This window comes from Falsirhodobacter sp. 1013 (assembly GCF_051195255.1).
GTDB lineage: Bacteria > Pseudomonadota > Alphaproteobacteria > Rhodobacterales > Rhodobacteraceae > Falsirhodobacter.
Map to the genome: position 1 here is coordinate 1 of NZ_JBNJLK010000021.1, position 23,764 is coordinate 23,764.

The following is a 23,764-nucleotide window of genomic DNA, read 5'->3' on the forward strand; positions in this document are numbered from 1 at the left end:
TCGTGACGAACTTGTCCCATAGGGCATCCTTCCATTCCAACGAAAGGGTCGCACCATCAAACCGTCCGATCAGACACTTAGGGAACAATGTTATCTGCGTCTCCTAGAATGATCGGACCACCACGCAACCTCAAGGGTGACGCATGACTCGGGAAGAATGGCGCCGCCTGATCGAGACGCCGAAGATGCTGGATTACGGCGTCCACCTTGCCGTGGACCGTCTGCTGGACTGTCAGAAGCCGCCGGACGAGATGTGAAACGGCAACGAATTGCAGATCCAGATTATCCATCAGGTGGAGGAGCTTTGGATGAAGCTCATGGCCTATACACTGGTCGATGTGCGCGACTACATAGCGCTGGCGCGTCGCGCCATGTAGTCACGCTGATGGGTCGCGTCCACCGTCTCATGCGCTTGATGACCCAGCAGCTGACGTGCTGGGAACGATGTCGCCCCGCGAATACCAAGAGGTCCTCAAGCAGCTGGGCAAAGATTCGGGTCAGGGATCGCCGGGATTTCAAAATTCTTCTGCGCATCGGCGATCTGTAGGACACGTTTCGCAGCGTTTATCTGGACGGGCGCGGACTGGCGGTCGCCAACATCTACGACGCGCGCTACGACCACGGCGAAAGCTATGCCGTGGCCGAGGCGCTGATCGGATACGACGAGCTGTTCCAGCAGTTCCGCGCCATGCACGTCTACCTCATCCACCGTTCAATTGGGATGGGGTCACGGTCGCTGAAGGGCCACCCCGTCGCCATTCTGGTAGCGGGCGCCAGCTATGGCGTGGTGCGCGAGGCGATCCACAAGAAGGAGGGGGCGCTTTAGCGCCCCTCCACCGTGAAGTTGGCTAGATCCAGAACGGAATCCGGACGCATGACGCCGGAAACGCCCTGACGCGATCCCCAAACGATCTCGTTCTGATACAGATAGACCGCGTTCACGCGTTCCTTGGCCAGCATCAGCCCATCGCGATACAGCTCGTTCCTGCGAGCCGGCTCGAAGGCGGTGCGCAGTTCGTTCGCAACGGCGTCAAAGTCCGGATCGGTCCACTGCGCCCAGTTGAAGAAGCCGTCTTTCGTTTCGGCATCGCGCGTCATCATGATCGACAGGAACGAGTCCTGCGTGTCCCAGACACTGGCGACGCCGATGAAGTGGAAGCTGCTGTTGGGTCCCTGCACCAGCATCTTGGCAAATTCCGCCCAGGGCATTCCCTTGACGCTGACATCGATGCCCACCCGCGACAACATCGTCGCGATGGCGCGGCAAACATCCTCGGAATTGACGTACCGTTCGTTCGGGCAGTTCAGCTGCGTGCGGAACCCGTCGGGATAGCCCGCGCTTGCCAGCAACTCCTTCGCCTTTGCCGGATCCGTTGCCCAGCGTTCGTCCAGATCCGCCTGATAGCCACCCATCTGCGGAATGGAACTTTCGCCCAGCACCCTTGCATGGCCGCGCAGGATGCGGTCCACGATGGCCTGCGCGTCGATGGCATGGGCGATGGCCTGCCGCACCTCTACCTTGCGGAAGGGATTTTCTGTCAGGGGGTTGCCTTGCTTGTCCCAGGTGTCGAGCGCGACTTCACGGGTGCCGTCCATTTCCAGTTGCGTCCACAAAAGCTGGGGAACGGTGTTGATCGACATGCCGCCCGCCTCGACCCGACCGATGTCCTGCAGGGGGATATCCGTCACCACGTCCACCTCCCCCGACAGCAGCGCCGCGATCCGCGTCGGCCCAGAGGAGATCGGCACGAACTCCGCCATGTCGACATTACCCGACCGTTCCTGCCAGTAGCCGGGGAAGACGTTGAAGACCGTCTTCACGTCGCGCTGGTTGGACACGAGCACCATCGGCCCCGTCCCGTTTTCGTTGTTGACTGAAAACGCCTCGGCATTCGCGCCAAGGTCGGGGATCTCGGTCAGGCCATGCTTCTCCGACCATGGTTTCGACATGATGAACATGCGTACCATCTTGGTCGGCAGCACAGGATCGGGTTCGGAGGAGGTCACGTCCACCGTCAGCGGTCCCGAGACCGTGGCGCCCTCAATCTTGCCGAACAGCCCGGCATAATAGCCGCTTTCACGCCCGCGATTGATCGAGAATGCCACGTCGTCGGCGGTCATCGTGTTGCCGTCGTGGAACTTCACTCCGTCGCGCAAGGTGAAACGCCACGTCTTGTCGTCCACCGCCTGCCATTCGGTGGCAAGCCCCGGAAGCGGTTCCATGTTGGGTCCGAGCGACAGCAGCGAGTCATAGACCTGCCGCACGAGCGCCACGGTCGTGAAGTCGTTGGTCGCATGCGGATCGAAGGACAAGGGCGAGACGGGGCCGGCGAAGCGCAGCGTCTCGGCGTGGATGGGGGCCGTGCCCATCATCAGGGCGGCGGCCAGCAGGAAGGGTCGCATTGCAGTCTCCGTGTTGAGGTAAGGCCGCTTCCGGCGGCTCTAGTAATGTTTTGGATCGTTCAGCGGCATGTCGCCCGCGACCTTGGCCACCACATCGTTGCGCTGAACGACCGTGGCGTGGCAACGCGCGAAGAAGATGCCGCCGGTGATGGCGGCGACGGGAAGGCGATCCTCGCCCACCGCGTAGGGCAGCACGATTTCAGCCAGAAGGTCGCCCGCGCGCACCGCCTCGCCAAGGCCGCGGTGATAGACGAAGATGCAAGGTGGCGCAGGCCGGGATGGTCCAGCCCTCGAAGCGGATAGGGTCGGAATGGGCACGCACCTCCCCCACTATGCCCGCAACCATGCCCAGCCGGGTGAACGTCGCAAGGATCGCTTCGGCATCCGCGCGGGCATGCGCATCGTCCACATGGCCGGAACCGCGCAGTCCCAGCGTAATCGACTTGCAGCCCTGCACGATCGGACGATCGGGATGCGCGGCGGCGATCGCGGACCATGGACGGCCGAGCGCGGTATCGAGCAGAGGGGGTGATCGGCCCAGAAGGTCAGGGCGGGCCGCATGTCGCCCAGCAACCCGGTTGCAAAGGGCAGCGTGAACGGCGCAATGACCGCGGCGAAAAGCACGTCCTCCTCGGCATGCATGTCGTAGACGTAATCGACATCCGCCGCGAACTGCATCAGCTGGCGGCGCATGTCCTCCACCTCGTTCTTCGGGAGGATCGCCGTCGATCTTGCCAGCATCGCCTCCTGGATCACGGCGGTATTTTCCCCCGCATCGTTCCCCGACCGGGGTGCTTCGGCGGCCACTACCTTCGCGAGGTCGGTGAAATTCCGGTTGTAGTTCTGGCCCGAGGCGATCGCGTGTCGCCCGACGTGAACGCCCATGACCGTGGTACCCATCCCGATGGGGGTTCGCGGCAGGCACCACGACAACCTCGCCCTGAACGCGGTCCGCAGCCTTGGCACCGGACAGCATCCGCAGCAGATGGCATTCAATGACCATTCCCGGAACTTCCGCCGCGTGAAGACCTGCCTGAATGTAGATCTTGGGCCGCGCGCCTTCGGTTCCGAACCGGTGGACAGTGATGCTGCGACGGGCTCCAACGTGGCTTTGAATCAGATCTATCGTCTCAACAGCCACGGGCAACTCCCATCTGATTATTTGATCAAAGAAGCGTAAGGCCTCGCTGGAGACCAGTCAATTCGGATCATGCCGCACCGGTTGATTTCCTGCAGACGCACCGGATCGAGGAAGCATTCGACGGTCATGATTTCCGCGCAAGCACATATGATTTCGTTGCGGGCACCGCACGTCTGGCCGTCGATCCGATTCACCCGTCGAACCGCTGCATCGCACTGATCGATCAGGCACTCCGCGATGGGACGGACTGGTGGAGATCGGTTCCAATCTGCAGATGCTTTCGCCTTCGGATTCGGCACGGGGAAATGTCTGGCTGTTCTACGACGTGTTGAACCGTGGCACAAAACGTGCCGTGCAACGTATCAACACCCCCCCGTTCAGCAACGCGCCGCTGACCTTGACGGAAGTGGGCAACCGATTTCTGATGGATCGCGGCTTTTCCAGTGCATCAACCACGACGGTCGAGTTCAGCTTGCGCCGCACCCTGATCGTCAGGCATTTGCGGCACAACCGGCCCTTCTTGGGGTGTCTCGATGGCACTTTCAGCCCTTCACGCCGCCACAGGCGTTCGACGCGTTTGTCGTTCACCTGCCATCCGGCATCGCGCAACAAAGCTGCGATCCGGCGATAGCCATAGCGGCCTGTGTTTCGGCGTGCAATCTCGACCCCTTAGAGGGGGGTATCGGCACCCAATTTTGACCCCCCCCTGATGTTTTGTCGGACCGTTCGCTGGAGGATCAGCGAGCGGAGGGGGAGATGAAGCGGGTGGATACGATCGCGCGGGTCCGGCGAGCCTTCTATGTTCGTGGCTGGTCGGTGAAGAAGCTCGTCCGGGAACTGCACGTGTCGCGGAATACGGTGCGCATGATACTTCGGTCGGACGAGACGGATTTCAGCTATGAGCGCAGCCGCCAGCCGTTGCCCCGGATCGGGCCGTGACAGGGGCAGCTGGAGCAGTTTCTGTCCTCGAACGCGTCGAAGGCGTCGCGGGAGCGGCTGACTTTAATCCGCATCTTCGAGGCATTGCAGGCTCTCGGATATGAGGGCGGATACGATGCGGTGCTCCGGTTTGGGCGAACGTGGTCACAGACCCGCGGGGCGGTGACGGCAGAGGCCTATGTGCCGCTCTGCTACGCTCCCGGCGAAGCTTACCCGTTCGACTGGAGCCATGAGGTCGTTCTGATCTGGGGCGTGACGGTCACGGTGAAGGTCGCCCATCTCCGGCTGTGCCACAACCGGATGATGTTCGCCCGCGCCTATATGCGCGAGAGCCAGGAGGTGGTCTTGGATGCCTACGACCGTGCCTTCGCGTTCCTCAAGGGGGCCTGCACGCGCGGGATCTACGACAACATGAAGACGGCGGTGGAGGCGATCTTCAGTGGCAAGGAGCGCCAATACAATCGCCGCTTCCTGCAGATGTGCAGCCACTATCTGGTGCAGCCCGTCGCCTGCACCCCAGCCTCCGGATGGGAGAAGGGACAGGTGGAGAACTAGGTCGGGCTGGTGGGGGAGCGCTTCTTCACGCCGCGTCTGCGGGTAAAGAGCCTCGACAAGCTGAACGGCTGGTTGCTCGACAAATGCGTGGCCTATGTCAAGACCCATCGTCATCCCGAGGTAAGCGGGAAGACGGTCTGGGAGATGTTCGAAGCGGAACGTCCACACCTCGTGCCCTATGCCGGGCCCTTCGACGGCTTCCACAGCGTTCCGGCATCGATCTCGAAGACCTGCACGGTGCGGTTCGACAACAACAAGTATTCGGTGCTGGCCACGGCTGTCGGCCGTCCGGTCGAGGTCCATGCCTATGCCGATCGCATCACCATCCGGCAGGACGGGGTGGTGGACGCCGCGCATGCCCGCGTCTTCGGACGAGGCCAGACTGTTTATGACCTTTGGCATTATGTGCCTGTTCTGGCGCGCAAACCCGGAGCGTTGCGCAATGGCGCGCCCTTCAGGGACTGGGCCTTGCCCGCCGCCATGTCCGCGATCCGGCGCAAGTTGAAGGGTAGCGATGACGGCGATCGGCAGATGGTCCAGATCCTGGCCTGCGTCGGAGGACGGCCTCCAGGCTGTCGAGGCTGCGTGCCGCGAAGCGCTTGACCACGGCGTCCATTCCGCGCCGGCCGTCATTAATATCCTTGCCCGCCAGCGCGACCCCGCGCCACCGCCCTTGCTGCTTACCGCAACCGCGCTGCGCTTGACCCATGAGCCCGTGGCCGACTGCGCGCTACGATAACCTCAGGAGGACAAGCCATCATGGAACGCACCCAAATCCTCGACCTGATGGGGACGCTGAAGCCTTACGGAATGCGCAGCGCCTATGACGAGGTCATGGCCGCCGGCATCAAGCGTCAGCATGAGCCGCCCCGGATCGTCGGCGATCTGCTGCAGTCGGAGATTGCCGAGAAGCTGGCACGATCCGTCCGCTATCAACTGACCGTCGCCAAATTGCCCTTGGCGAAGGACATCGAAGAGTTCGACTTCACGGGCACGCCGATCAACGAGGGTCTGGTGCGCGACCTCAGCACCGGCAGCTTCGTCGCCGACCAGCGCAATGTCGTGCTGATCGGGGGGACAGGCACCGGCAAGACCCATCTTGCCATTGCCATAGCACGCGCCCTGATCCGAGGCGGCACCCGCGGACGCTTCTTCAATGTCGTTGATCTGGTGAACCGTCTGGAGACTGAGACCCGTAACGGCAGGCAGGGTCGCATCGCCGATTACCTGACCCGCCTCGACTTCGTCACCCTCGACAAACTCGGCTATCTGCCCTTCGCCCAGTCAGGCGGTCAGCTGCTGTTCCACCTGATCAGCCGCCTCTACGAGCGCACCTCGATCACGTCACCACGAACCTTGCCTACGGCGAATGGCCGACGGTCCTCGGCGATGCCAAGATGACCACGGCGCTCCTCGATCGGCTCACCCATCATTGCGAGATCATCGAGACCGGCAACGAGTCCTGGCGCTTCAAGAACCGCGCATGACCGGGGCCTGACCCGCCTCCACCACTGATCAGTTCCGTCGGCTCAGGCCCCGGCGCAAACCGCATCAAGGGGGTCAATTTGGGACGCCGATAAGGGGTCAGTTTTGCGTGCCGATTGACACCACGGCGGCGTCGTGAGCCATACGCACCCAAGATCAATCGTGCTGAACAGCACGATCTACCTGTAAGATCAATAAAGGCACAGCGGTATTGCCATCTATGGCGGCCCCAAGCATGTTCGCTGCAAGTATAGCATATTCTCCAAAAGCTATGGCCAATAGATCCGCATCGGATTGTCCACGAGCAGCTTGCGCTGAAGCTCCTGGGTCGGCGCGATGCGGGGGATGATATCCACCAGCCTGCCATCGTCCGGCACGTGCGAGGTCATGTTCGGATGCGGCCAATCCGTTCCCCACAGAACGCGATCTGGAAAGCGTTCGACCAGTCTCTGCGCGAAGGGAATGACGTCGTCGTAAGTCAGCTCACCGGACCGGGAAAGGCGCTCGGGGCAACTCACTTTGCTCACGACGTTCTCGTGCTCGTCCATGAGCCGGATAAAGCGGCCAAATTCCGGCCCGTCGACCGGCTTGGTAACATCCGGGCGACCCATGTGATCGACCACGACAGTCGTTGGCAGTGACGTGAAGAAGTCCCACTTCTCCGCGAGATCGGCGGCTTCAAAGTAGATCACGACATGCCAACCCAGCGGGGCGATCCGCTCGATGATGGAACAGTAGTAGGCGTCGGGCTTCGGATCGACCAAGCGGCGCACGAAGTTGAAGCGCACCCCGCGTACCCCGGCCTCGTGCAATTCTGCCAACTCCTCGGCTTTAACGGTGTCGCGCACCGTGGCGACTCCGCGCGCCATGCCGTCCGACGCCCGGAGCGCGTCAACCAGCGCCCGGTTGTCGGCACCGTGGCAGGTGGCTTGCACGATCACGTTGCGCTCGAACCCAAGGAAATCGCGCAAGGCGAAAAGCTTGTCCTTTCCGGCATCGCAGGGCGTGTATTTCCGCTCCGGCGCGTAGGGGAAGACGTTCCCTGGCCCGAAGACATGGCAATGGGCATCCACTGCGCCCGCCGGAGGGCGGAAGGACGGCTTGCTCGGATCCGGGTCGAAGCAGAGCCAGTCCGGGTCCATGGTGAAATCGGCCATCAGAGCCCCCGCGCCTTAAGTTGCGCATCAAGGCGAGGATAAACCCGCCGGGCGTTCAACTCGAACACCTTGCGCTTGTCAGACTCCGGGATCGCCAACGCGTCGACATAGCGTTTCGTGTCGTCGAAATACTGCCCGGTCTCGGGGTCGATCCCACGCACGGCGCCGACCATCTCGGAGCCGAAGAGGATATTATCAATGTCGATCACCTTGAACAGAAGGTCGATGCCTGGCTGATGGTAGACGCAGGTGTCGAAGAAGACGTTCCTCATCACATGCTCGGCCAGCGGTGGACGCTTCAGCATGTCGGCAAGGCCCCGGTAGCGGCCCCAGTGATAGGGCACCCCGCCCCCGCCATGCGGGATGATGAAGCGCAGATCGGGGAAGTCGCGGAACAGGTCGCCCTCCAGAAACTGCATGAAGGCGATGGTGTCCGCCGCGATGTAATAGGCCCCCGTCGCGTGCATCGCGCAATTGCAGCTACCCGAGACGTGAATCATCGCAGGCACGTCCAGCTCCACCATCTTCTCGAAGAAGGGATACCACGCGCGGTCCGTCAGCGGCGGCGCGCTGAAGCTGCCGCCCGAGGGGTCGGGGTTCAGGTTGCAGCCGACAAAGCCCAGCTCCGTCACGCAGCGTTCCAGCTCGTCGATCGAGGTCTCGATCGAAACACCTGGGGTCTGGGGAAGCTGGCAGACGCCGATGAAGGTCTCGGGATAGAGGTCGACGACGCGCTTGATCAGGTCGTTCGACCGGCGCGCCCAGACCTTTGCGGCAGACTGATCACCCACATGCGGCGCCATCGCCGAGGCGCGGGGCGAGAAGATGGTCATGTCGGCACCGCGTTCGCGCAGCAGGCGCAACTGGTTCGCCTCGATCGTCTCGCGGATCTCGTCGTCGGAAATGCGGGGATAGGCGGGATCGATGTCGCCTCCGCTCTTGATGGCGTCTTCCTGCTGCTTACGCCAGGCCGTGTGTGCGGCCGGTGCGGTGGTGTAATGTCCGTGGCAATCGATGATCATGACGTCGCTCCCCTCCTCCAACAGGTGCAAGAAAGCGAACGTTGTTCGGCTTCCTCGCTTGATGAGGTTCTAGCTGCATGGCCCCGCCTCAGGCATATCGAAACGGCTTCCCGTCCATTGGTTTTCCTGAATTCCATTCTTCGGTAATGGCACGGAACATGTCCACGAAGGCCGATTGCAGCTGCGTCGGCCGCCAGTCCGCGCGCACCGTCAGCCCTAGCTGACGTCGCGGCACTTCTGTGGCCCGCGCGATCTCGACCAGCAGTCCCGCACGCCGTTCGAAGGCAAATTGGTCGCGGGACATGAGGGTCAGCCAGTCATCTTCCAGCATCATCCCCCGGCTGATAACAAGGCTGTTCGTCTCGATGAAACGCTGCGGCACGGCCAGACCGCGTTCGGCGAACATCGCCTCCCATAAGCGGCGCGCAGGGGCTGCGGTCGTCGCGATGATCCAGGGAAACCCCAGAAGGCATGCAAAGTCGAGGTTTGGTTGTCCCGAAAGGGGATGGCTTGCCCGTCCGACGATGACGGGGTCATCGGTAAACAGCGCCTCCTGCCGGATATCAGTTACCGGAGCCGGATCGCGCAGAGCCCCGATCAGCAGATCGACCTGCCCCGACCGGAGGCCCGCCAGAAGGTCGGAATATGGCCCTTCGACCACGCCGATCCGGGCCGTGGGATAGACCCGGGAAAACCGGGACAGAACGCGCGGCACCAGGATTGACTGTGCCATGGGCAAGGTGCCGAGGGTCACCTGCCCCGCCCCTTCCACCCGAAGGGCCGCAAGCTCATCCAAGCCCGCCCGAAGTTCTGCAAAGGCCAGCCGGGCAAAGCGCAGAAGGACAGTCGCGGCCGGTGTAGGCTGCACCGTTCGTCCTTGCCGGGTCAGCAACAGCAATCCCAGCAACTGTTCGAGATCACGCGCGGACCGATGCAGCGCGGGTTCTGACAGACCCGTCAAGCCGGAGGCGAGCGCGAAGCTGCCGGCTTGGTCGACGGTGGTCAGCGTGCGCAGGTGGCCATAGGTGATCCGCCGTTCGATATGAGGCAGGGGCGGCAGTCGCGCAGCGCGGCGTACGCTCTGCCCTCCGCGCGAGATGTAGCCGAGCGCCCGGTCCGTGCGCTCCGCCATCAGCTGGCCAGCACGGGTGGGCTGAACGCCGCCCGGCTGCCGGTCCAGCAGCTGGTGGCCCAGCTGTGCTTCCACCTTCGCGATCCCTTGCGTGATGGCGGGCTGCGACAGATTCATGCTCTGAGCGGCTTTGCTGATGCTCCCCAGACGGCGCGCCGCGCTGACCGCTTCCAGATGGCGAAGGTTCATGTCCGGCAAGATGTCCATACACCAGACTTAATCACAGCTTATGAGCCGAGCGCAATTCCACTTTGCGTTTTTGGGCCGCTCCCCCTCATGTCCGAAGCGGAGGTGAACGAAGCGTCGCCCTGCCAGAGGGGTGGGAAGGCGCGTTGTTCGGAGGACACCACAGGTGTCATGGAGGCGCCGGATCGGTGCAGACGCCCGTCAGCGCGGGCTCGAGGGAGGAACGACACATGACCCATGCAGACGTCAGCATACCCGCACCCAAAGGTGCGCCCGGCCGATTTGGGATTCTCGGCCAGCTCTGGTTCCAGGTCCTCGCCGGCACGCTGATCGGCATCGCGCTTGGCCATCTTGCGCCGGAAATCGGCGTCGCGATGAAACCCTTTGGCGACGCCTTCATCAAGCTGATCAAGATGATGATCGGCCCGATCATCTTCGTGACCGTGGTCCATGGCATCGCCGGAATGAATGACATGAAGAGCGTCGGGCGCATGGCGCTCAAGTCGCTGATCTACTTCGAGATCATCACCACCCTCGCGCTCGTCTTCGGCCTCGTCGCGGTCAACCTGTGGAAGCCCGGCGCGGGGATGAACATCGACCCTTCGACGCTGAACGCTGACGCGATCCAGTCCTACGTCGCGACCGCGCACGACCAGTCGATGATGGCCTACATCCTGAACATCATCCCGACCACCTTCGTGAGCGCCTTTACCGAGGGGCACGTGCTGCAGGTGCTGTTCATTGCCGTGCTGTTCGGCATCGCTCTGGCAGCATTGGGCGAAAAGGGAAAGCCTGTCTACTCCGTCATCGAAAGCGCCTCGCAGGGCTTCTTCCGCATCATCGGCTATATCATGTATTTCGCGCCGCTCGGCGCGTTTGGTGCCATTGCCTTTACCGTAGGTCAGTTCGGCACCGCATCTCTGCTGTCGCTGGGAGAGCTGATCATCCAGTTCTTCATTGTGTGCGCGGCCTTCACGGCCATCGTCTTCGGGGGCATCGCCTGGTGGTGCGGCGTCAGCCTGTGGCGGCTGATGGGCTATCTGAAGGACGAGATCATCATCGTTGCGGCCACCACCTCGACCGAGACGGTGCTGCCGCGCCTTGTCCAGAAGATGCGTGCCGCAGGCTGCGAGGAATCTGTCGTGGGCTTCGTGATCCCTGCGGGCTATTCCTTCAATCTTGACGGGACCTGTCTTTACCTCACCACCGTTGCAGTGTTCCTGGCGCAAGCCACCAACACGCCATTGACCATCTGGCACGAGCTGACGCTGATAGGCGTGCTGCTCCTGACCTCCAAGGGAGCCGCAGGCGTCGCCGGCGCGGCTTTCGTCGTGTTGGCCGCCACGCTGAACACCACGGGTGTGATCCCGGTGGCCAGCATCGCGCTTATTCTCGGGATCCACAGGATCCTTGCCGAGGGCCTGACCTTCGTAAACCTCATCGGCAACGCGCTTGCCACCATCGTCATCGCGAAATGGGAAGGCAAGCTCGACGAGCGAGTCCTCGCGGAGACTATCGGCAACGCCCGCACCCGTCGCCTTCACCACGTCTGACAGCAGAAAGGATCTTCCATGGGTATCGTCGTCCAGAACATCGAACGCGCACCGTCCGATATCGTCGAGCGCCTTGCCGCCGCCGGGGTCGCCACCGTGCACGAGGCGCAGGGTCGCCGCGGGATGCTCGCCAGTTACATGCGCCCCATCTACACTGGCGCCCAGATCGCCGGGTCGGCGGTGACGATCTCCGCCCCCCCGGGCGACAATTGGATGCTGCACGTGGCGATCGAGCAGTTGCAGAAAGGCGACATACTTGTCCTCGCGCCGACCTCGCCCTGCGACAACGGCTATTTCGGCGACCTGCTGGCCACGTCGGCGATGGTGCGGGGCTGCCGTGGGTTGGTGATCGACGCGGGTGTGCGCGACGTGCGTGACCTGACAGCGATGGGTTTCCCGGTCTGGTCCAAGGCCATCTCGGCCCAGGGAACGGTGAAGGAGACGCTTGGCTCGGTGAACGTGCCCGTCGTCTGTGCCGGCGCCGCGATCGAGGCGGGCGACATCATCGTCGCCGATGATGACGGCGTCTGCGTGGTCAAGCGCGCCGATGCCGAGGAGGTTCTGGCCGCAGCCGAAAAACGCCTCGGCGCGGAGGAAGCAAAGCGCACGCGGCTGGCTGCCGGGGAGCTGGGCCTCGACATCTACGACATGCGTCCGAAGCTGGAGAAGAAGGGATTGCGTTATGTCTGAAGGTATCCCCTGCCTGTGGATGCGCGGCGGCTCCTCGAAAGGCGCCTACTTCCTCGCCGAGGACCTGCCGCAGGACGCCGCAGCTCGCGACGCGTTGCTGCTGCGGATCATGGGCTCGCCTGATCCACGCCAGATTGACGGGATCGGCGGGGCGGACCCCTTGACCTCCAAGGTCGCGATCCTGTCGCGCTCTTCGCGGGAGGATGCGGATGTGGACTACCTTTTTCTGCAGGTCTTCCCCGATCAGGCGCTGGTCTCCGACAAGCAGAACTGCGGCAACATCCTCTCAGGAGTCGGCCCCGCCGCGATCGAGCGGGGGATGATCCAGCCCGCGGGCGGTGTGACCCCCGTGCGTATCCACATGGTCAATACCGGCGAGGTCGCCGTGGCGAGGGTGGAAACCCCGGACGGGCGCGTGCGCTATGACGGGACCGCCATCATCGCCGGCGTGCCGAAGAGCCATGCCGCCGTGCCGCTCATGTTCCAGAACATCGCGGGCTCCATGTGCGGCGCGCTGTTGCCGACGGGCCACGAGGTGGACGTGATCGAGGGCGTGGAGGCGACGCTGATCGACAACGGGATGCCCTGCGTGATCCTGCGCACCGCCGATTTCGGCCTGTCGGGGACGGAGACGCGGGAGGAGCTGGAGGCCGATGCAGCGCTGAAGGCGAGGCTGGAGGCCATCCGCCTCAAGGCCGGGCCGATGATGAACCTCGGCGACGTGGCGGAGGCGTCGGTGCCGAAGATGACGCTGGTCTCCGCCGCGACGGACGGCGGCGCCCTCTCCACCCGCAGCTTCATCCCGCACCGGGTCCACGCCTCGGTAGGGGTCCTGGCCGCGGTCACGGTCGCCACGGCGGCGCGGCTCGGCTCCGGCCCGGCGGCGGAGGTCGCGGCGCATCCCGAGGGTGGGCGTTACCAGGTCGAACATCCCTCCGGTTCGATGGAGGTGTTCCTCGATCTCGACGAGGATGGCGGCGTCAAGGGGGCGGGCGTAGTCCGGACGGCACGGAAGTTGTTCGACGGTCGCGTCTTCCCGGCGCCCGAGACCTGATAGTGGGGGGCGGCACCTCTGGGTGCCGCCCCTCCCACCTTACGGCAGCGGCAGACCGAGGAAGACCGCGAACAGGAAATGCGCGATCAGCCACAGCCCCACGGCCGTCGCGCCCGCGCGCACCAGCGCATGGGAACCCGCGAAGAGCAGCGTGCCCACACCCATTGCCACGGCCAGCGAAAGCGCCAGCCCGACGACCTTTGCGCCCGCCACCGTCATCAGCGTCAGGCCCAGAAGCGCCAAAGCGCGCGCGTGCAGGAAGCCGTCATCCGACCCGCCAAGGCTCGCCCGCCGCCAGACGAGCAGCAGGTAGACCAGCGACAGGACCAGCGCGCCGACCGCGATCTGCACCGGCAGCGCCCCCGGCCCCACATCGCCGCGCGAATGCCCCGCAGGCAGGCGCAGCGCGGCCAGAAGGAAACCGGCGCTCGCCGCCGTGCAGAGGACGGCCGTGACCGCGTTCTGACGAAGATGGGCCGGTGCCGGAGCGGCATTCCCCGGAAGGGGGGATGCGGGGGCGCCGTCATGCTGCGTGCCGTGAGCCAGGGTCATTGGACATACCCCGCAGCCTTCAGGAACTCCGTCTGCCGGGCAAGCTCGTCCGTGGCGCGGCGGGTGAACTCCTCCTCGTTCCAGTTGGGGCTGTCTTGGAACTGGTCCTGCTGGAACTTCGCCCAGTCGTCCGAGGCCGTCACGGCATCGATGGCGCTCTGGATCGAGGCCACCACGTCGTCGGGCGTGCCCGCCCGCACCGCGATCCCACGCCAGACGGCGCCCTCGATGTCGTATCCCTGTTCACGGAAAGTCGGCACGTCGGGCAGGAAGGGCGTGCGCTCCTCGGTGCTGACGCCCAGAAGCCGGACCTCCCCGCTTTTCACCTGCGCAAGGCCGGTGGAGGGGGTCATCATCGCCGCGTCGATGTGATGGCCCAGCAGCGCCAGCGTCACCTTGCCGGAGGCGTCATGCGGGATCCAGCCACTCTCGAACCCGCCGGCCTGCATCATCTGGTAGAGCATGTATTGATGGAAGCCGCCCGGCGCGTGACCACCCACCCGCAGGTTGCCGCCATCCGCCATCGCCTCCACGAAGCCAGCGGTGGAGGTGAGCGGGCTGTCGGCGTTGACCGCGAGCGAGGAAGGCTCGGACTGCATCGCGCGCAGCAGGCGGAAGTCGTCGAGATCGAAGGGGATGAGCCCCTGCGCGATGCCGAAGGTCAGCGTGCCGGTCAGGACCAGAATGTTGTAGCCATCGGCCGGCTGGGTCATGATCTGCGAGACGCCGACCGCGCCGCTGCCGCCGGGGCGGTTGTCGACCTTGACGCTCCACCCCACCTGGGTTTCCAGAAGCTCCGCGAGCTTGCGGCCATAGGTATCGAGCGCGCCGCCCGCCCCTGACCACACCACCAGGGTGACGGTCTTCTGCGGGAAGTCCTGCGCGGCGGCGGGAACGGCAAGCGCGCTCGCCAAAAGCAAGGCAACGATATGGGAACGGATCATTGTGTGATTCCTCCAGATGGTTTGGGACAGCGCGGGCGGGGCCTCCCTGCCCCGGGCGCCCGCGCCATTGGTCAGATGGGGGCCGGGCGCCGACGGGCGCGCAGGCTGCGCCAGATCGGCACGCCAAGGCTGATCGCGCTGAGGGTCAGGAAGATCAGGCTGATCGGATCGGTGAAGAAGATCGCGTAGTTGCCCTGCGAGGTGACAAGTGCCGCGCGGTAGTTCGATTCCACTAGGTAGCCCAGCACCATCGCCAGCACGACAGGAGCGACTGGGAAGTCGAGCTTCTTCATCAGGTAGCCGATGACGCCGAAGCCGATGGTGATCCAGACGTCGAACATGAGGTTGCGGATCGCAGAGGCTCCCAGGATCGCGAAGGCGAGGATGCCCACGGCGATCACCGCCCGCGGCAACGACATCACCCGCGCCATGGCTGGCAGGAGCAGCGAGCCGACGAGATACTGGACGAGCGAGGCGATGATGACCCCGAAGAGGATCGCGTAAACAAGGCCCGGCGCCTCCTCGAAGAGTTGCGGGCCGGGATGTAGGCCGTGCATGATCAGCGCGCCGATCAGGATGGCGGTGGTGGGCGAGCCGGGAATACCGAGCGCCAGCAGCGGCACCAGCGCGCCGCCCACGGTCGCGTTGTTCGCGGCCTCCGGGGCGGCGATGCCGTTGGCGGCGCCTTTGCCGAATTCTTCGGGCCGGCGATCCCGCGAACGGGCGTAGTCGCGGGCGATCCAGCAGGCGATATTGCCACCGACGCCGGGCAGGATGCCAAGAAGCGTACCGATCACCGATCCCGACAGCATCGTCCGCCACGTCTCCCGCCACAGGTCCATAGACATGAAGATGTGCCCCACCTTCTTGCCGGTCCTGGGGGATTGGCGGGCATGGTCCTCGGCCATGGAGAACGCCTCCGACACGGCGAAAAGGCCGATGAGCGCGGCAAGGAAGGGAATGCCCTCGTAAAGCTCGAAGAAGCCCATGGTGAAGCGCGGGGTGCCCGCGATCGGATCGATCCCCACCGTGGCGAGGCCGAGACCGAAGGCCGCGCAAAGAAGCCCCTTCACCATCGATCCGCTGGACAGCGCCGCGACCGAGGACAATCCGAACAGCCCGACCGCGAAATAGGCCGCCGGCCCGAACTGCAAGGCCAGTTTCGCAAGCGGCACCGCCAGCACCATCAAGGCGATGCCCCCCAGCACGCCACCGACGGTGGAGGCGGTGAGGGAGATGGTGATCGCCTCGTTGGCCTTGCCCTTTTGCGCCATGGCGTGGCCGTCGATCACGGTGGCCGCCGCCGCCGCCGTTCCGGGCGTGGACAGAAGGATCGCGCTGATCGAGCCGCCATACTCGGCTGAGGTGTAGAGTGAGATCATCAGCAGCATCGCGATCTCGGGCTGCATGTTGTAGGTGAAGGGCAGCAGGAGGCTGAGGCCGATGGAAGGCCCAAGGCCGGGTAGCGCGCCGATGACGATGCCAAGAAGCGCGCCCACCACCAGTGCCGCGACGCCGTAAAGGCTGAAGATCGTGCCGAAGGATTGCAGGATTGCGTCCATGTCAGATCTTCCCCTGCGCGGCGAGGACCGGCACGAAGGCGCGGTAGCCGCCCTGCGCCGTCAGGCCGTGACCTTGCATTCCGGCATGGGCGGTCGCGATGGTGCGGCAGGCCGCGCGCGACATCTCGGCGGCTAGACCAAGCTGCTCGATCGTCTCGGCCGCTTCCGTCATTTCGGTCACGCGCCGCTGGCCGTGTTCGAAGCTGCGCGACAGGTAGTAGTCCGCCGTTTCGCGCCAGTCGATGCCGGGAAAGGTCTCGCCCACGCTGTCGAGGATGCGCTCGGTCACGCCCGCCCGCTCGGCCGCGGTCAGGGCCTCGATAAGCAGCGCTTCCACGCCCTTGACCATCACCGACCGGATCATCTTGAGCGCCGAGGCCTGGCCCGCCCCCGTGCCCACGACCTCCAGCTTCATGCCCAAGGGGTTCAGCGTATCGGCCGCCCGCTGTGCCTCTGCGCCCGCCACCAGCACCGGCACCCTCTCTCCATGGGGCGGCACGCGTGCCATGACGGCACCCTCGACGAAGACACCTGCCCCGCCCGCGATCGCGGTCGCAGCCTCGGCCTTCGTGGCCGGCCCGACCGAGTTCAGGTCCAGATAGATCGTGCCCCGGCCCAGATGCGGCGCCGCGTCGGAAGCCACGTTCCGCGCCGCCGACCCGACAACCAGCGACAGAACAATGTCGCTGTCTGCGATCCCCGCCAGATCGTTGAGTGGGGTGACGCCTCGCGCGGCAGCCGCATCCCGCAGCGGTCCCTCCCCCTGTGCAAAGCGCAGGTCGAACGCAGACATCCGCGCCTTTCCCTTCAACCCCGCAGCGATAGACTGAGCCGCCTCGCCAAAGCCCAAGAATGTGATATGCGTCATCGTTCCTCCCCGAACAATGCGTAAGTTCCTCGATGGCATCGCAACGAGGCTGCGCGCCATTCTCTACGTGCGGATGGTGGCACGGCTCGACGCGCGAACGCCCATATGTTCTGATCGTACAGCCATAAGTTTTTCGGAAAGCTGCCATGAACGATCCGTTGCGCATGCCCGATCTCAAACTCCGCCATATCACGACCTTCCTGCGCTGCTGCGAACATGGAAGCCTCAGCCGGGGGGCATCACACCTTGGCCTGTCCCAGCCGGCCGTCACCTTGGCCATAGGGAAGCTTGAGGCGGCGGTGGGCGCTTGCCTGCTTCACCGCCATGCGCAGGGGGTCGTGCCGACGGAAGCGGGCGAGGTCTTCCGCCGCCGCGCCGGGCGCATGGAGGACCAACTCACCCGTGCAATGGCCGACACGGTAGCAGCGCATATCCCGAAGGACCTCGCGGTTGCTCGGAGCCTCGGACGCTTTGGGTTGCGCCATGCCCGCGCGTTGACCGCCATGCAGGCCGCGGAATCTTTGAGCGCGGCGAGCCGCGACACGGGAGCCTCTCCGACGTCCCTCCATCAGGCACTGACCGAACTCCAGACGGATCTCGGACGTAGCCTGACCCTCCGCGGCGAAAGCGGTGTGGTGCTGAATGCTGCGGGCCAGCGACTGGCGGTCCGGTCAGCCCTCGCCCTGAACGAGTTGCAGCAAGCGAATGATGAGTTGCGCGAGTTGGAAGGACGGATGGAGGGACGCATCCGCGTGGCAAGCCTGCCCCTGGCGCGGACGCAGCTTCTCGGCCGCATCATCAGCCGTCTGCTAGCCCAGCATCCTCAGGCGCGGATCGAGGTGCTCGATGGCTCATACGACACGCTGTCCCGAGCACTCAGGACAGGAAAGTGCGACCTGCTGATCGGGGCCCTGCGTTACGGGACAACCGTGGACGGGCTGCATGGCGAAGTGCTGTTCGACGACCCCTACGAGATCACCGCGCGCGCGAACCATCCGATTCACGCGATCGGCCGTGCCGGGCTGGAGGACCTGCTTGACTTCCCCTGGGTGGCCCAGCACTCCAACACCCCCATCCGTATGGCATTCGACGAGCTGTTCGAGGGTGCGGCGAGCCGGCCAAGGGTCGATGTCGAATCCAGTTCGCTTGTCCTGACCCGCGCGATCCTTCTGGACAGCGACCACCTTGCGATGCTGTCGCGGCGTCAGATCGCGATCGAAATGCAGGTGAACCTGCTGCGCGCCGTCAGCCTGGCCCCGGAGGTCGCCAACCGGCTCTCCGCCCGTGCGATCGGCGTGACAACGCGCCTCGACTGGCTCCCGAGCCGCCTCCAGCAGGCGTTTCTCGAGGTGCTGCGCGAGGAGGCGAAGAACATGCGGACCTGATGCTCACACGCGGCAACGTCACCACCCGTTCTTCGACCCTCCCCGGTTCTCCGCCAGGAGGCTACCTGCGGCATCACCGGTCTTGAGGCTCGGCCCATGCTCAGGCTTTCGGACATCGAAAGCAGGTTCATCACCAGTGGCGTCTCCTCGTTTGCCCGGCCGCTCCCGAGGATGCCGGAGGGTATCGCGGGCCCTTCGGTCTCGTGGAAGGCGACGCGTGCAACGCGTAGGGCATCCCGCAGCATGTTGGGAATGATGGCGATGCCCTGCCCGGGGGCGACCCGATTCAGCATGGCCACCCACGATCCCAGTGACAGGCTGCCTGCGCGCGCCACCGCCGTGAAGGCGCGCAGGTCGTCGATGTGGTCGATCCGGGCCATTGTTTCCGATCCGCGTAGGCTGCCTTCTCCATGTCGCGAGAAACGCAGGCGGAAGTCCGCGCGTTTCTTCCGCGACAATCGAAAGGACATCCGATGAACACCGTGAACCAGCCCTCCATCAGCTATGCCGCCGCCAAGCGCGTGATCGACGCCGCCCTGCAGGCCGGGAAGGAGCGCGATTTCCCCATTTCGGTCGCAGTGGTCGATCGCGGCGGCTGGCTGGTCGCGTTCGGTCGCGCGGATGGAGGGGTGCCCGGTGGCGTGGACGGCGCGCTTGGCAAGGCGCAGTCCTCGGCCAAGTTCCAGGACAGCCTCGCAACCTTCGGCAAGATGGCAAAGGACGGCCAGACTTGGCTGGGTGATCTGCCGGGCATGATTCCGCTGGCAGGGGGCGAACCGTTGATGGTGGACGGCGTCTGCGTCGGTGCCGTCGCCGTGTCCGGCGCGAACGAGCCGGTGGAGCAGGCCTGCGCCGAGGCCGGTGCCGCGGTGCTGCGCTGATGGCCGTGCGTGGGATCGAGCATGTCGGCATGACCGTGCCCGACATCACGGAAGCCGAACGGTTCTTCATCAACGCCTTTGGGGCCGAGGTGCTCTACCGCGTCGTGTCGAAGGACGGGCCCGACCAGCCGGGACGCGACATGACCGCCGTGAACGGCGTACCCTCCGACAACGGCTTTCGCGCCCTGTCGATGCTGCGCATCGCGGGCGGCGCGAACCTGGAGTTGTTCGAAGCGATCACCCCCACCTCCACGCGGGTGCCGGAGGTTACGGACATGGGCGTGCACCACTTCTCGGTCTATTGCGATGACGTGCGCGCGGTGGGCGAGGCGATCGCGGCGGCGGGCGGCACAATGCTGAAAGGGCCGAACCCCTTCTTCGGGCAGGAGGCGGGCGAGGGCAACTACCTCTGGTTCGGTCGCTGCCCCTGGGGCTCGCTGATCGAGCTGCTGCAATTCCCGACGCCCCCTGCCTGCGACGCCCTCGGTGCCACGCACATGCGCTGGCAGCCCCCGCCCGCCTGAAGGAAAGACCGATGATGACCCGCCGCACCCTGATCGCCGCCGCCGCAATGGCCTCTATCATCCCCCGCACCGCCTTTGCCGGTGCGGGGTTGAAGGTGGTCGCCACGTCCCGCCGTTTCCTGGCCAATGGGATCACGACCGACGCGGCAGGTCGCATCTATCTGTCGATGCCAAGCTGGACGGGGATGGAGGACAGCCCCGGCCTTGCCCGTGTGGAAGATGGCGCGCCGGTCCCCTTCCCCGGCGGTGCATGGCATGATCCGGCCAGCGCCCCGCTGGGCCGGCTGACCACCGTCAACGCGGTCCACGTGTTCGACGACGGCCTGATCTGGGCCGTGGATCAGGGCGGGCCAGAGGGCGGTCAAAAGCTCGTCGCCTTCCATCCCGACGGCACGCTGGCGCATCACTTGGCGTTCGGGCCGGGCATCCTGCCCGAGGGAGCGGCGATGAACGACCTGCGCAAGCAGGGGGGGCGCGTCTACGTCACCGACAGCGGGCTCGGCGGGATCATCCTGCACGACTTGGACCGCAACGTGACCCTGCGCCGCCTGTCAAAACACCCCCTGCTGCGCGTCGATCCTTCGCGGTGGAGGTCGGCACGAGCAACCGCCCGCTTCAGGATGCTGAGGGCACGCGGCCGCAGGTCCATGCCGACATGATCGAGCTTTCAGGCGACGGGCGCTGGCTTTACTGGGCGTTTCCGGCAGGGCCTCTGCGCCGGATCGAAACGGCGGCGCTGTGGGATGAGGCGCTGGACGACGCCGCACTGGCCGCCCGGATCGAGACGGTGGCCGAAATCCCGCCTATCGGCGGCACCGCCATCGACGATCTGGGCAACATCTACCTGTCGGACGTGGCGGCACGGCGGATCGCGGTTCTGGTGCCGGACGGGCGGATCCTGACGCTGGTGCAGGACGACCGCCTGATCTCTCCTGACGCGATCTGGATCGGTGCGGACCGCCGCCTGATGGTGCCTGCGCCGCAGACGGAGCGGCTGCCCAAACATGCGAAAGGCGAGAACGGCCTCGCCCTCGCCTTGCCCGACAGACTGGAGGGCGCGCCCCTCGGCAATGCCGTCTTCGTTCCCGGAGGATCCCGATGAACCGTCGCCAGATGCTCGCCGCTTCGGCGGCTACCGCGTTTCTGCCCACCGCCTTGCGTGCACAGACCTCGCCGCGCCTGCTGCTGACGGGCGCGACCATCCTCGGCACCGGCCCTGCCGACGTGCTGATCGAGGGCGACCGGATCCAACAGATCGGCTCCGCCATTGCCCCGAACGGGGCGGAGGTAATCGACCTTTCGGGCACGCTCCTGATGCCCGGCATGGTCGACACGCATTGGCACATGTGGAACACCATCGCGCGCGGGATGGGGCAGACCGACCTCGGCGGGTTCGCGTCGTCGATGGCGCCGCTCGCGAATATCTGGACGCCCGAGGCTGCGGCCCTCTCCGTCCGCCTCGCCCTGGCCGAGGCGTGGAGCAGCGGCATCACCACCGTCCATAACTGGGCGCACAACATCCGCAACCCCGAGTTCGCCGCCGCCGAATGGGAGGCGATGCGCGAGGGCGGCATCCGCGGCATCTTCGCGTACGGCTACCCCCAGGACCTGCCGCCGGAGGATCGGATGGATTTCGCCGCCCTCCGCGCCTTCCGCGACCGCTTCGCCGACATGCCCACCCTCCGCATGGGTCTCTGCACCCGCGGCCCCGACCGCAGCGCCGACGGCATCTGGCAGGAGGAATGGCGGATCGCGCGCGAGATGGGGCTGCCGATCACGTCCCATGTGGCATCGGACCGGAAGGGGGGTGCTGCGGGCAACATCGCACGTATGGCTGAGGGCGGGTTCCTCGGCCCCGACGTGCAGATCGTGCATGCCACCCACGCCACCGACGACGATTTTCGCCGCATGGCCGATCACGGCTCGCCCGTGTCCATCAGCCCGTGGACGGAGATGGAAGTGGGCTACGGCATCCCGCCTGTCGCGCGGATGGCAAAGGCAGGGCTGGCGATAGGGCTGTCGGTGGACAACATGGTGCTGGGGGGCAACGCCGACATGTTCGGGGTGATGAAGGTCGCATCAGATCTTGCCGCCGGCCAGACCGAACGTCAGGGCGCGGTGGCCGACGCCGCCGTGCTGCACTGGGCCACGGCGGGTGGTGCCGAGACGCTGGGCCTGACTGACACGGGGCGGATTGCGCCGGGGACGCTGGCCGATCTGGTGGCGGTGCGGCTGGATGCGGTGAACACCCGCCCCGCAAGCACACCCGAGTTCATGGTGACCCACGCCGCACATCCCGGGAACGTAGACACGGTGATCGCCGGCGGCATTGTCCGCAAGAACGGCGGAAAACTGATCGGGGTCGATCATGAGGCGCTGCTCGATGAAGCCGCCTCCATGATTGCGCACCTCATGCGCCAAGCTGGCATTCGGTGATAGCCCAAGAATGGAACCAGAGAGAAACCACATGAAGAATATCTACACGATTGCATTAGACCCCATGATGGCTTTGTGAGCTGACCGGGCCGGTGGCCCCTCCCGCGGCATTCTTCATTCGAGGGTTGCTCCGGATGGGCCGGTGCCGAGCCTCAGGAATGGGAGAGAGACCAGATGCAAGATAGCACGTTCGTCGGGCTGGATGTCCACGAGGCGACGAGTTCAGTTGCAGTTGTGCGGGGGAACGTGGCGATGAGGTCCACCCTCGGGGACGGTTCCGCATCGGCCCGATCATGTCCGCAAGCTGGTGGAGAAGCTGGGCGCAGGCGGAGATCGATTGCATTTCTGCTACGAGGCGGAGGCGTACGGGTATGGCGTGCACCGTCAACTTGTTGAACTGAAGCATGACCGCATCGTGGTGGCGCCCTCGCTTATTCCGGTAAAGGCAGGCGACCGGGTGAAGACGGACCGTCGGGACGCGGTGATGCTGGCGAAGCTGCACCGGGCGAGCGAGTTGACGGCTGTCTGGGTGTCGGACGCGGCGCATGAGGCCATGCGGGATCTGGTCCGGGACGGGCGACCGCGATGAGGGTTTCTGGGCCAGACGCGGCAGCATCTTCAGGGTTTTCTGCTGCGGCATGGTCGCGTCTATCCTGGGAAGAAGGGCTGGACCGTGGCCTATCGTCGCTGGCTGACGACGGTGCGGTTCCCGCATCCTGTCCAGCAGATCGTGTTCCAGGATTATGTCGACGCGGTAGCTGACGCCGAGGCTCGGGTCGAGCGCTTGACGGGTCAGATTGCGGATCTTCTCCCAACTTGGTCCCTTGCTCCGGTAGTGGAGGCAGTTCAGGCAATGCGCGGGGTCGCGTTCATCGTTGCCGGTGGTGGCCAAGGTCGGGGATTTCCATCGCTTCGACAACCCGCGTCAGTTGATGGCCTATCTCGGGCTGAATCCATCTGAACATTCCAGTGGCACTACTGTGCGGCGGGGCGGAATCACCAAAGCCGGCAGCGGCCTTGCCCGACGGGCGCTGATCGAAGGCGCGTGGAGCTACCGGATGCAGGCGCGGGTGAATGCAAAGCTCTACGCCTGGATTGAAGCCTTGCCCAAGGCCGTGCGCGACATTGCGTGGAAGGGACAGCTGCGGATGTGTCAGCGCTATCGTCATCGGGTTATGGCCGGGAGAGCGACGGTGGTCGTGACCACAGCCATCGCCCGCGAGATGGTTGGCTTCATCTGGGCCATCGCCAGAGCAGTAACGATCGCTCCTGGTGAGACGAAGGCCCAAAGCTAA

General features: G+C 64.9%; 21 protein-coding genes and 4 pseudogenes. 14 read left to right on the forward strand and 11 right to left on the reverse strand.

Features of this window, described 5'->3' with window-relative positions; genetic code table 11:
* Nucleotides 1-637 precede the first annotated feature (637 nt).
* Nucleotides 638-826: a hypothetical protein gene (locus ACSHZY_RS17085; RefSeq protein ID WP_435171191.1), complete on the forward strand. Its 189-nt coding sequence runs from the start codon at nt 638-640 to the stop codon at nt 824-826.
* Here ACSHZY_RS17085 and ACSHZY_RS17090 read toward each other — a convergent pair.
* The 3 genes from ACSHZY_RS17090 to ACSHZY_RS17100 form a co-directional block, all read right to left on the reverse strand.
* Nucleotides 823-2,403 carry an ABC transporter substrate-binding protein gene (locus tag ACSHZY_RS17090; protein ID WP_435171193.1) on the reverse strand — a complete coding sequence of 527 codons (1,581 nt, stop codon included), beginning with the start codon at nt 2,401-2,403 and terminating at the stop codon, nt 823-825. The genes ACSHZY_RS17085 and ACSHZY_RS17090 overlap by 4 nt on opposite strands.
* 39 nt (nt 2,404-2,442) lie before the next feature.
* Entirely contained in the window at nt 2,443-2,628 is a 186-nt protein-coding gene (locus ACSHZY_RS17095; RefSeq protein WP_435171194.1) for a hypothetical protein, read from the reverse strand.
* A gap of 105 nt (nt 2,629-2,733) precedes the next feature.
* Complete coding sequence (locus tag ACSHZY_RS17100; RefSeq protein WP_435171195.1) at nt 2,734-3,288, reverse strand: hypothetical protein; 555 nt, start codon at nt 3,286-3,288, stop codon at nt 2,734-2,736.
* Here ACSHZY_RS17100 and ACSHZY_RS17105 point away from each other — a divergent pair.
* Complete coding sequence (locus tag ACSHZY_RS17105; RefSeq protein WP_435171197.1) at nt 3,287-3,583, forward strand: hypothetical protein; 297 nt, start codon at nt 3,287-3,289, stop codon at nt 3,581-3,583. The genes ACSHZY_RS17100 and ACSHZY_RS17105 overlap by 2 nt on opposite strands.
* A gap of 468 nt (nt 3,584-4,051) precedes the next feature.
* On the opposite strand, the pseudogene ACSHZY_RS17110 reads toward ACSHZY_RS17105, so the two are convergent.
* Nucleotides 4,052-4,186: pseudogene (locus ACSHZY_RS17110) on the reverse strand (IS3 family transposase); the annotation flags it as partial.
* Nucleotides 4,187-4,300: 114 nt separating this feature from the next.
* Here ACSHZY_RS17110 and istA point away from each other — a divergent pair.
* Together istA and istB are read left to right on the forward strand one after the other, a co-directional pair.
* Nucleotides 4,301-5,865 (forward strand): annotated as a pseudogene (istA, locus tag ACSHZY_RS17115) (IS21 family transposase).
* Nucleotides 5,798-6,525, forward strand: a pseudogene (istB, locus tag ACSHZY_RS17120) (IS21-like element helper ATPase IstB). Before istA ends, istB begins: the two co-directional pseudogenes overlap by 68 nt.
* Before the next feature lie 267 nt (nt 6,526-6,792).
* On the opposite strand, the gene ACSHZY_RS17125 reads toward istB, so the two are convergent.
* The 3 genes from ACSHZY_RS17125 to ACSHZY_RS17135 form a co-directional block, all read right to left on the reverse strand.
* Entirely contained in the window at nt 6,793-7,680 is an 888-nt protein-coding gene (locus ACSHZY_RS17125) for an amidohydrolase family protein (protein WP_435171198.1), read from the reverse strand.
* Complete coding sequence (locus ACSHZY_RS17130; protein WP_435171200.1) at nt 7,680-8,702, reverse strand: amidohydrolase family protein; 1,023 nt, start codon at nt 8,700-8,702, stop codon at nt 7,680-7,682. Before ACSHZY_RS17130 ends, ACSHZY_RS17125 begins: the two co-directional genes overlap by 1 nt.
* An 88-nt stretch (nt 8,703-8,790) precedes the next feature.
* A complete protein-coding gene (locus tag ACSHZY_RS17135; RefSeq protein ID WP_435171201.1) occupies nt 8,791-10,023 on the reverse strand; it encodes a LysR substrate-binding domain-containing protein in 1,233 nt (410 codons plus the stop codon).
* Nucleotides 10,024-10,208: 185 nt separating this feature from the next.
* On the opposite strand from ACSHZY_RS17135, the gene dctA reads away from it, so the two are divergent.
* Genes dctA through ACSHZY_RS17150 form a run of 3 tightly spaced genes read left to right on the forward strand, consistent with a single transcriptional unit; the run spans nt 10,209 to nt 13,317 of the window.
* Complete coding sequence (dctA, locus tag ACSHZY_RS17140) at nt 10,209-11,573, forward strand: C4-dicarboxylate transporter DctA (RefSeq protein WP_435171203.1); 1,365 nt, start codon at nt 10,209-10,211, stop codon at nt 11,571-11,573.
* Between the two features lie 18 nt (nt 11,574-11,591).
* Nucleotides 11,592-12,263 (forward strand): 4-carboxy-4-hydroxy-2-oxoadipate aldolase/oxaloacetate decarboxylase, encoded by a 672-nt coding sequence (locus ACSHZY_RS17145; protein WP_435171205.1) that lies wholly within the window; start codon nt 11,592-11,594, stop codon nt 12,261-12,263.
* Nucleotides 12,256-13,317 carry a 4-oxalomesaconate tautomerase gene (locus tag ACSHZY_RS17150; RefSeq protein WP_435171206.1) on the forward strand — a complete coding sequence of 354 codons (1,062 nt, stop codon included), beginning with the start codon at nt 12,256-12,258 and terminating at the stop codon, nt 13,315-13,317. The genes ACSHZY_RS17145 and ACSHZY_RS17150 overlap by 8 nt, the downstream gene beginning before the upstream one ends.
* 39 nt (nt 13,318-13,356) lie before the next feature.
* Here the strand turns inward: ACSHZY_RS17150 and ACSHZY_RS17155 are convergent, their stop codons facing one another.
* The 4 genes from ACSHZY_RS17155 to ACSHZY_RS17170 form a co-directional block, all read right to left on the reverse strand.
* Nucleotides 13,357-13,869, reverse strand: coding sequence for a tripartite tricarboxylate transporter TctB family protein (locus ACSHZY_RS17155; RefSeq protein WP_435171208.1), 513 nt, complete (start codon nt 13,867-13,869; stop codon nt 13,357-13,359).
* On the reverse strand, nt 13,866-14,813 hold the full coding sequence (locus tag ACSHZY_RS17160) for a tripartite tricarboxylate transporter substrate binding protein (RefSeq protein ID WP_435171210.1): 948 nt from the start codon (nt 14,811-14,813) through the stop codon (nt 13,866-13,868). Before ACSHZY_RS17160 ends, ACSHZY_RS17155 begins: the two co-directional genes overlap by 4 nt.
* 71 nt (nt 14,814-14,884) lie before the next feature.
* Nucleotides 14,885-16,375 carry a tripartite tricarboxylate transporter permease gene (locus ACSHZY_RS17165; protein ID WP_435171213.1) on the reverse strand — a complete coding sequence of 497 codons (1,491 nt, stop codon included), beginning with the start codon at nt 16,373-16,375 and terminating at the stop codon, nt 14,885-14,887.
* Between the two features lies 1 nt (nt 16,376).
* Nucleotides 16,377-17,243, reverse strand: coding sequence for a DUF1932 domain-containing protein (locus ACSHZY_RS17170; RefSeq protein WP_435171215.1), 867 nt, complete (start codon nt 17,241-17,243; stop codon nt 16,377-16,379).
* Nucleotides 17,244-17,389: 146 nt separating this feature from the next.
* On the opposite strand from ACSHZY_RS17170, the gene ACSHZY_RS17175 reads away from it, so the two are divergent.
* From ACSHZY_RS17175 to ACSHZY_RS17205, 7 genes and pseudogenes are all read left to right on the forward strand, one after another.
* Nucleotides 17,390-18,628: a LysR substrate-binding domain-containing protein gene (locus tag ACSHZY_RS17175; RefSeq protein ID WP_435171217.1), complete on the forward strand. Its 1,239-nt coding sequence runs from the start codon at nt 17,390-17,392 to the stop codon at nt 18,626-18,628.
* 473 nt (nt 18,629-19,101) lie between these two features.
* Nucleotides 19,102-19,509: a GlcG/HbpS family heme-binding protein gene (locus ACSHZY_RS17180; RefSeq protein WP_435171220.1), complete on the forward strand. Its 408-nt coding sequence runs from the start codon at nt 19,102-19,104 to the stop codon at nt 19,507-19,509.
* A complete protein-coding gene (locus ACSHZY_RS17185; protein ID WP_435171222.1) occupies nt 19,509-20,033 on the forward strand; it encodes a VOC family protein in 525 nt (174 codons plus the stop codon). The genes ACSHZY_RS17180 and ACSHZY_RS17185 overlap by 1 nt, the downstream gene beginning before the upstream one ends.
* A 14-nt stretch (nt 20,034-20,047) precedes the next feature.
* On the forward strand, nt 20,048-20,692 hold the full coding sequence (locus ACSHZY_RS17190) for a hypothetical protein (protein WP_435171224.1): 645 nt from the start codon (nt 20,048-20,050) through the stop codon (nt 20,690-20,692).
* A complete protein-coding gene (locus ACSHZY_RS17195) occupies nt 20,689-21,135 on the forward strand; it encodes a hypothetical protein (RefSeq protein ID WP_435171226.1) in 447 nt (148 codons plus the stop codon). Before ACSHZY_RS17190 ends, ACSHZY_RS17195 begins: the two co-directional genes overlap by 4 nt.
* Nucleotides 21,132-22,469, forward strand: a complete 1,338-nt coding sequence (locus ACSHZY_RS17200) for an amidohydrolase family protein (protein WP_435171227.1) — start codon at nt 21,132-21,134, stop codon at nt 22,467-22,469. The genes ACSHZY_RS17195 and ACSHZY_RS17200 overlap by 4 nt, the downstream gene beginning before the upstream one ends.
* Nucleotides 22,470-22,643: 174 nt before the next feature.
* Nucleotides 22,644-23,764: pseudogene (locus ACSHZY_RS17205) on the forward strand (IS110 family transposase).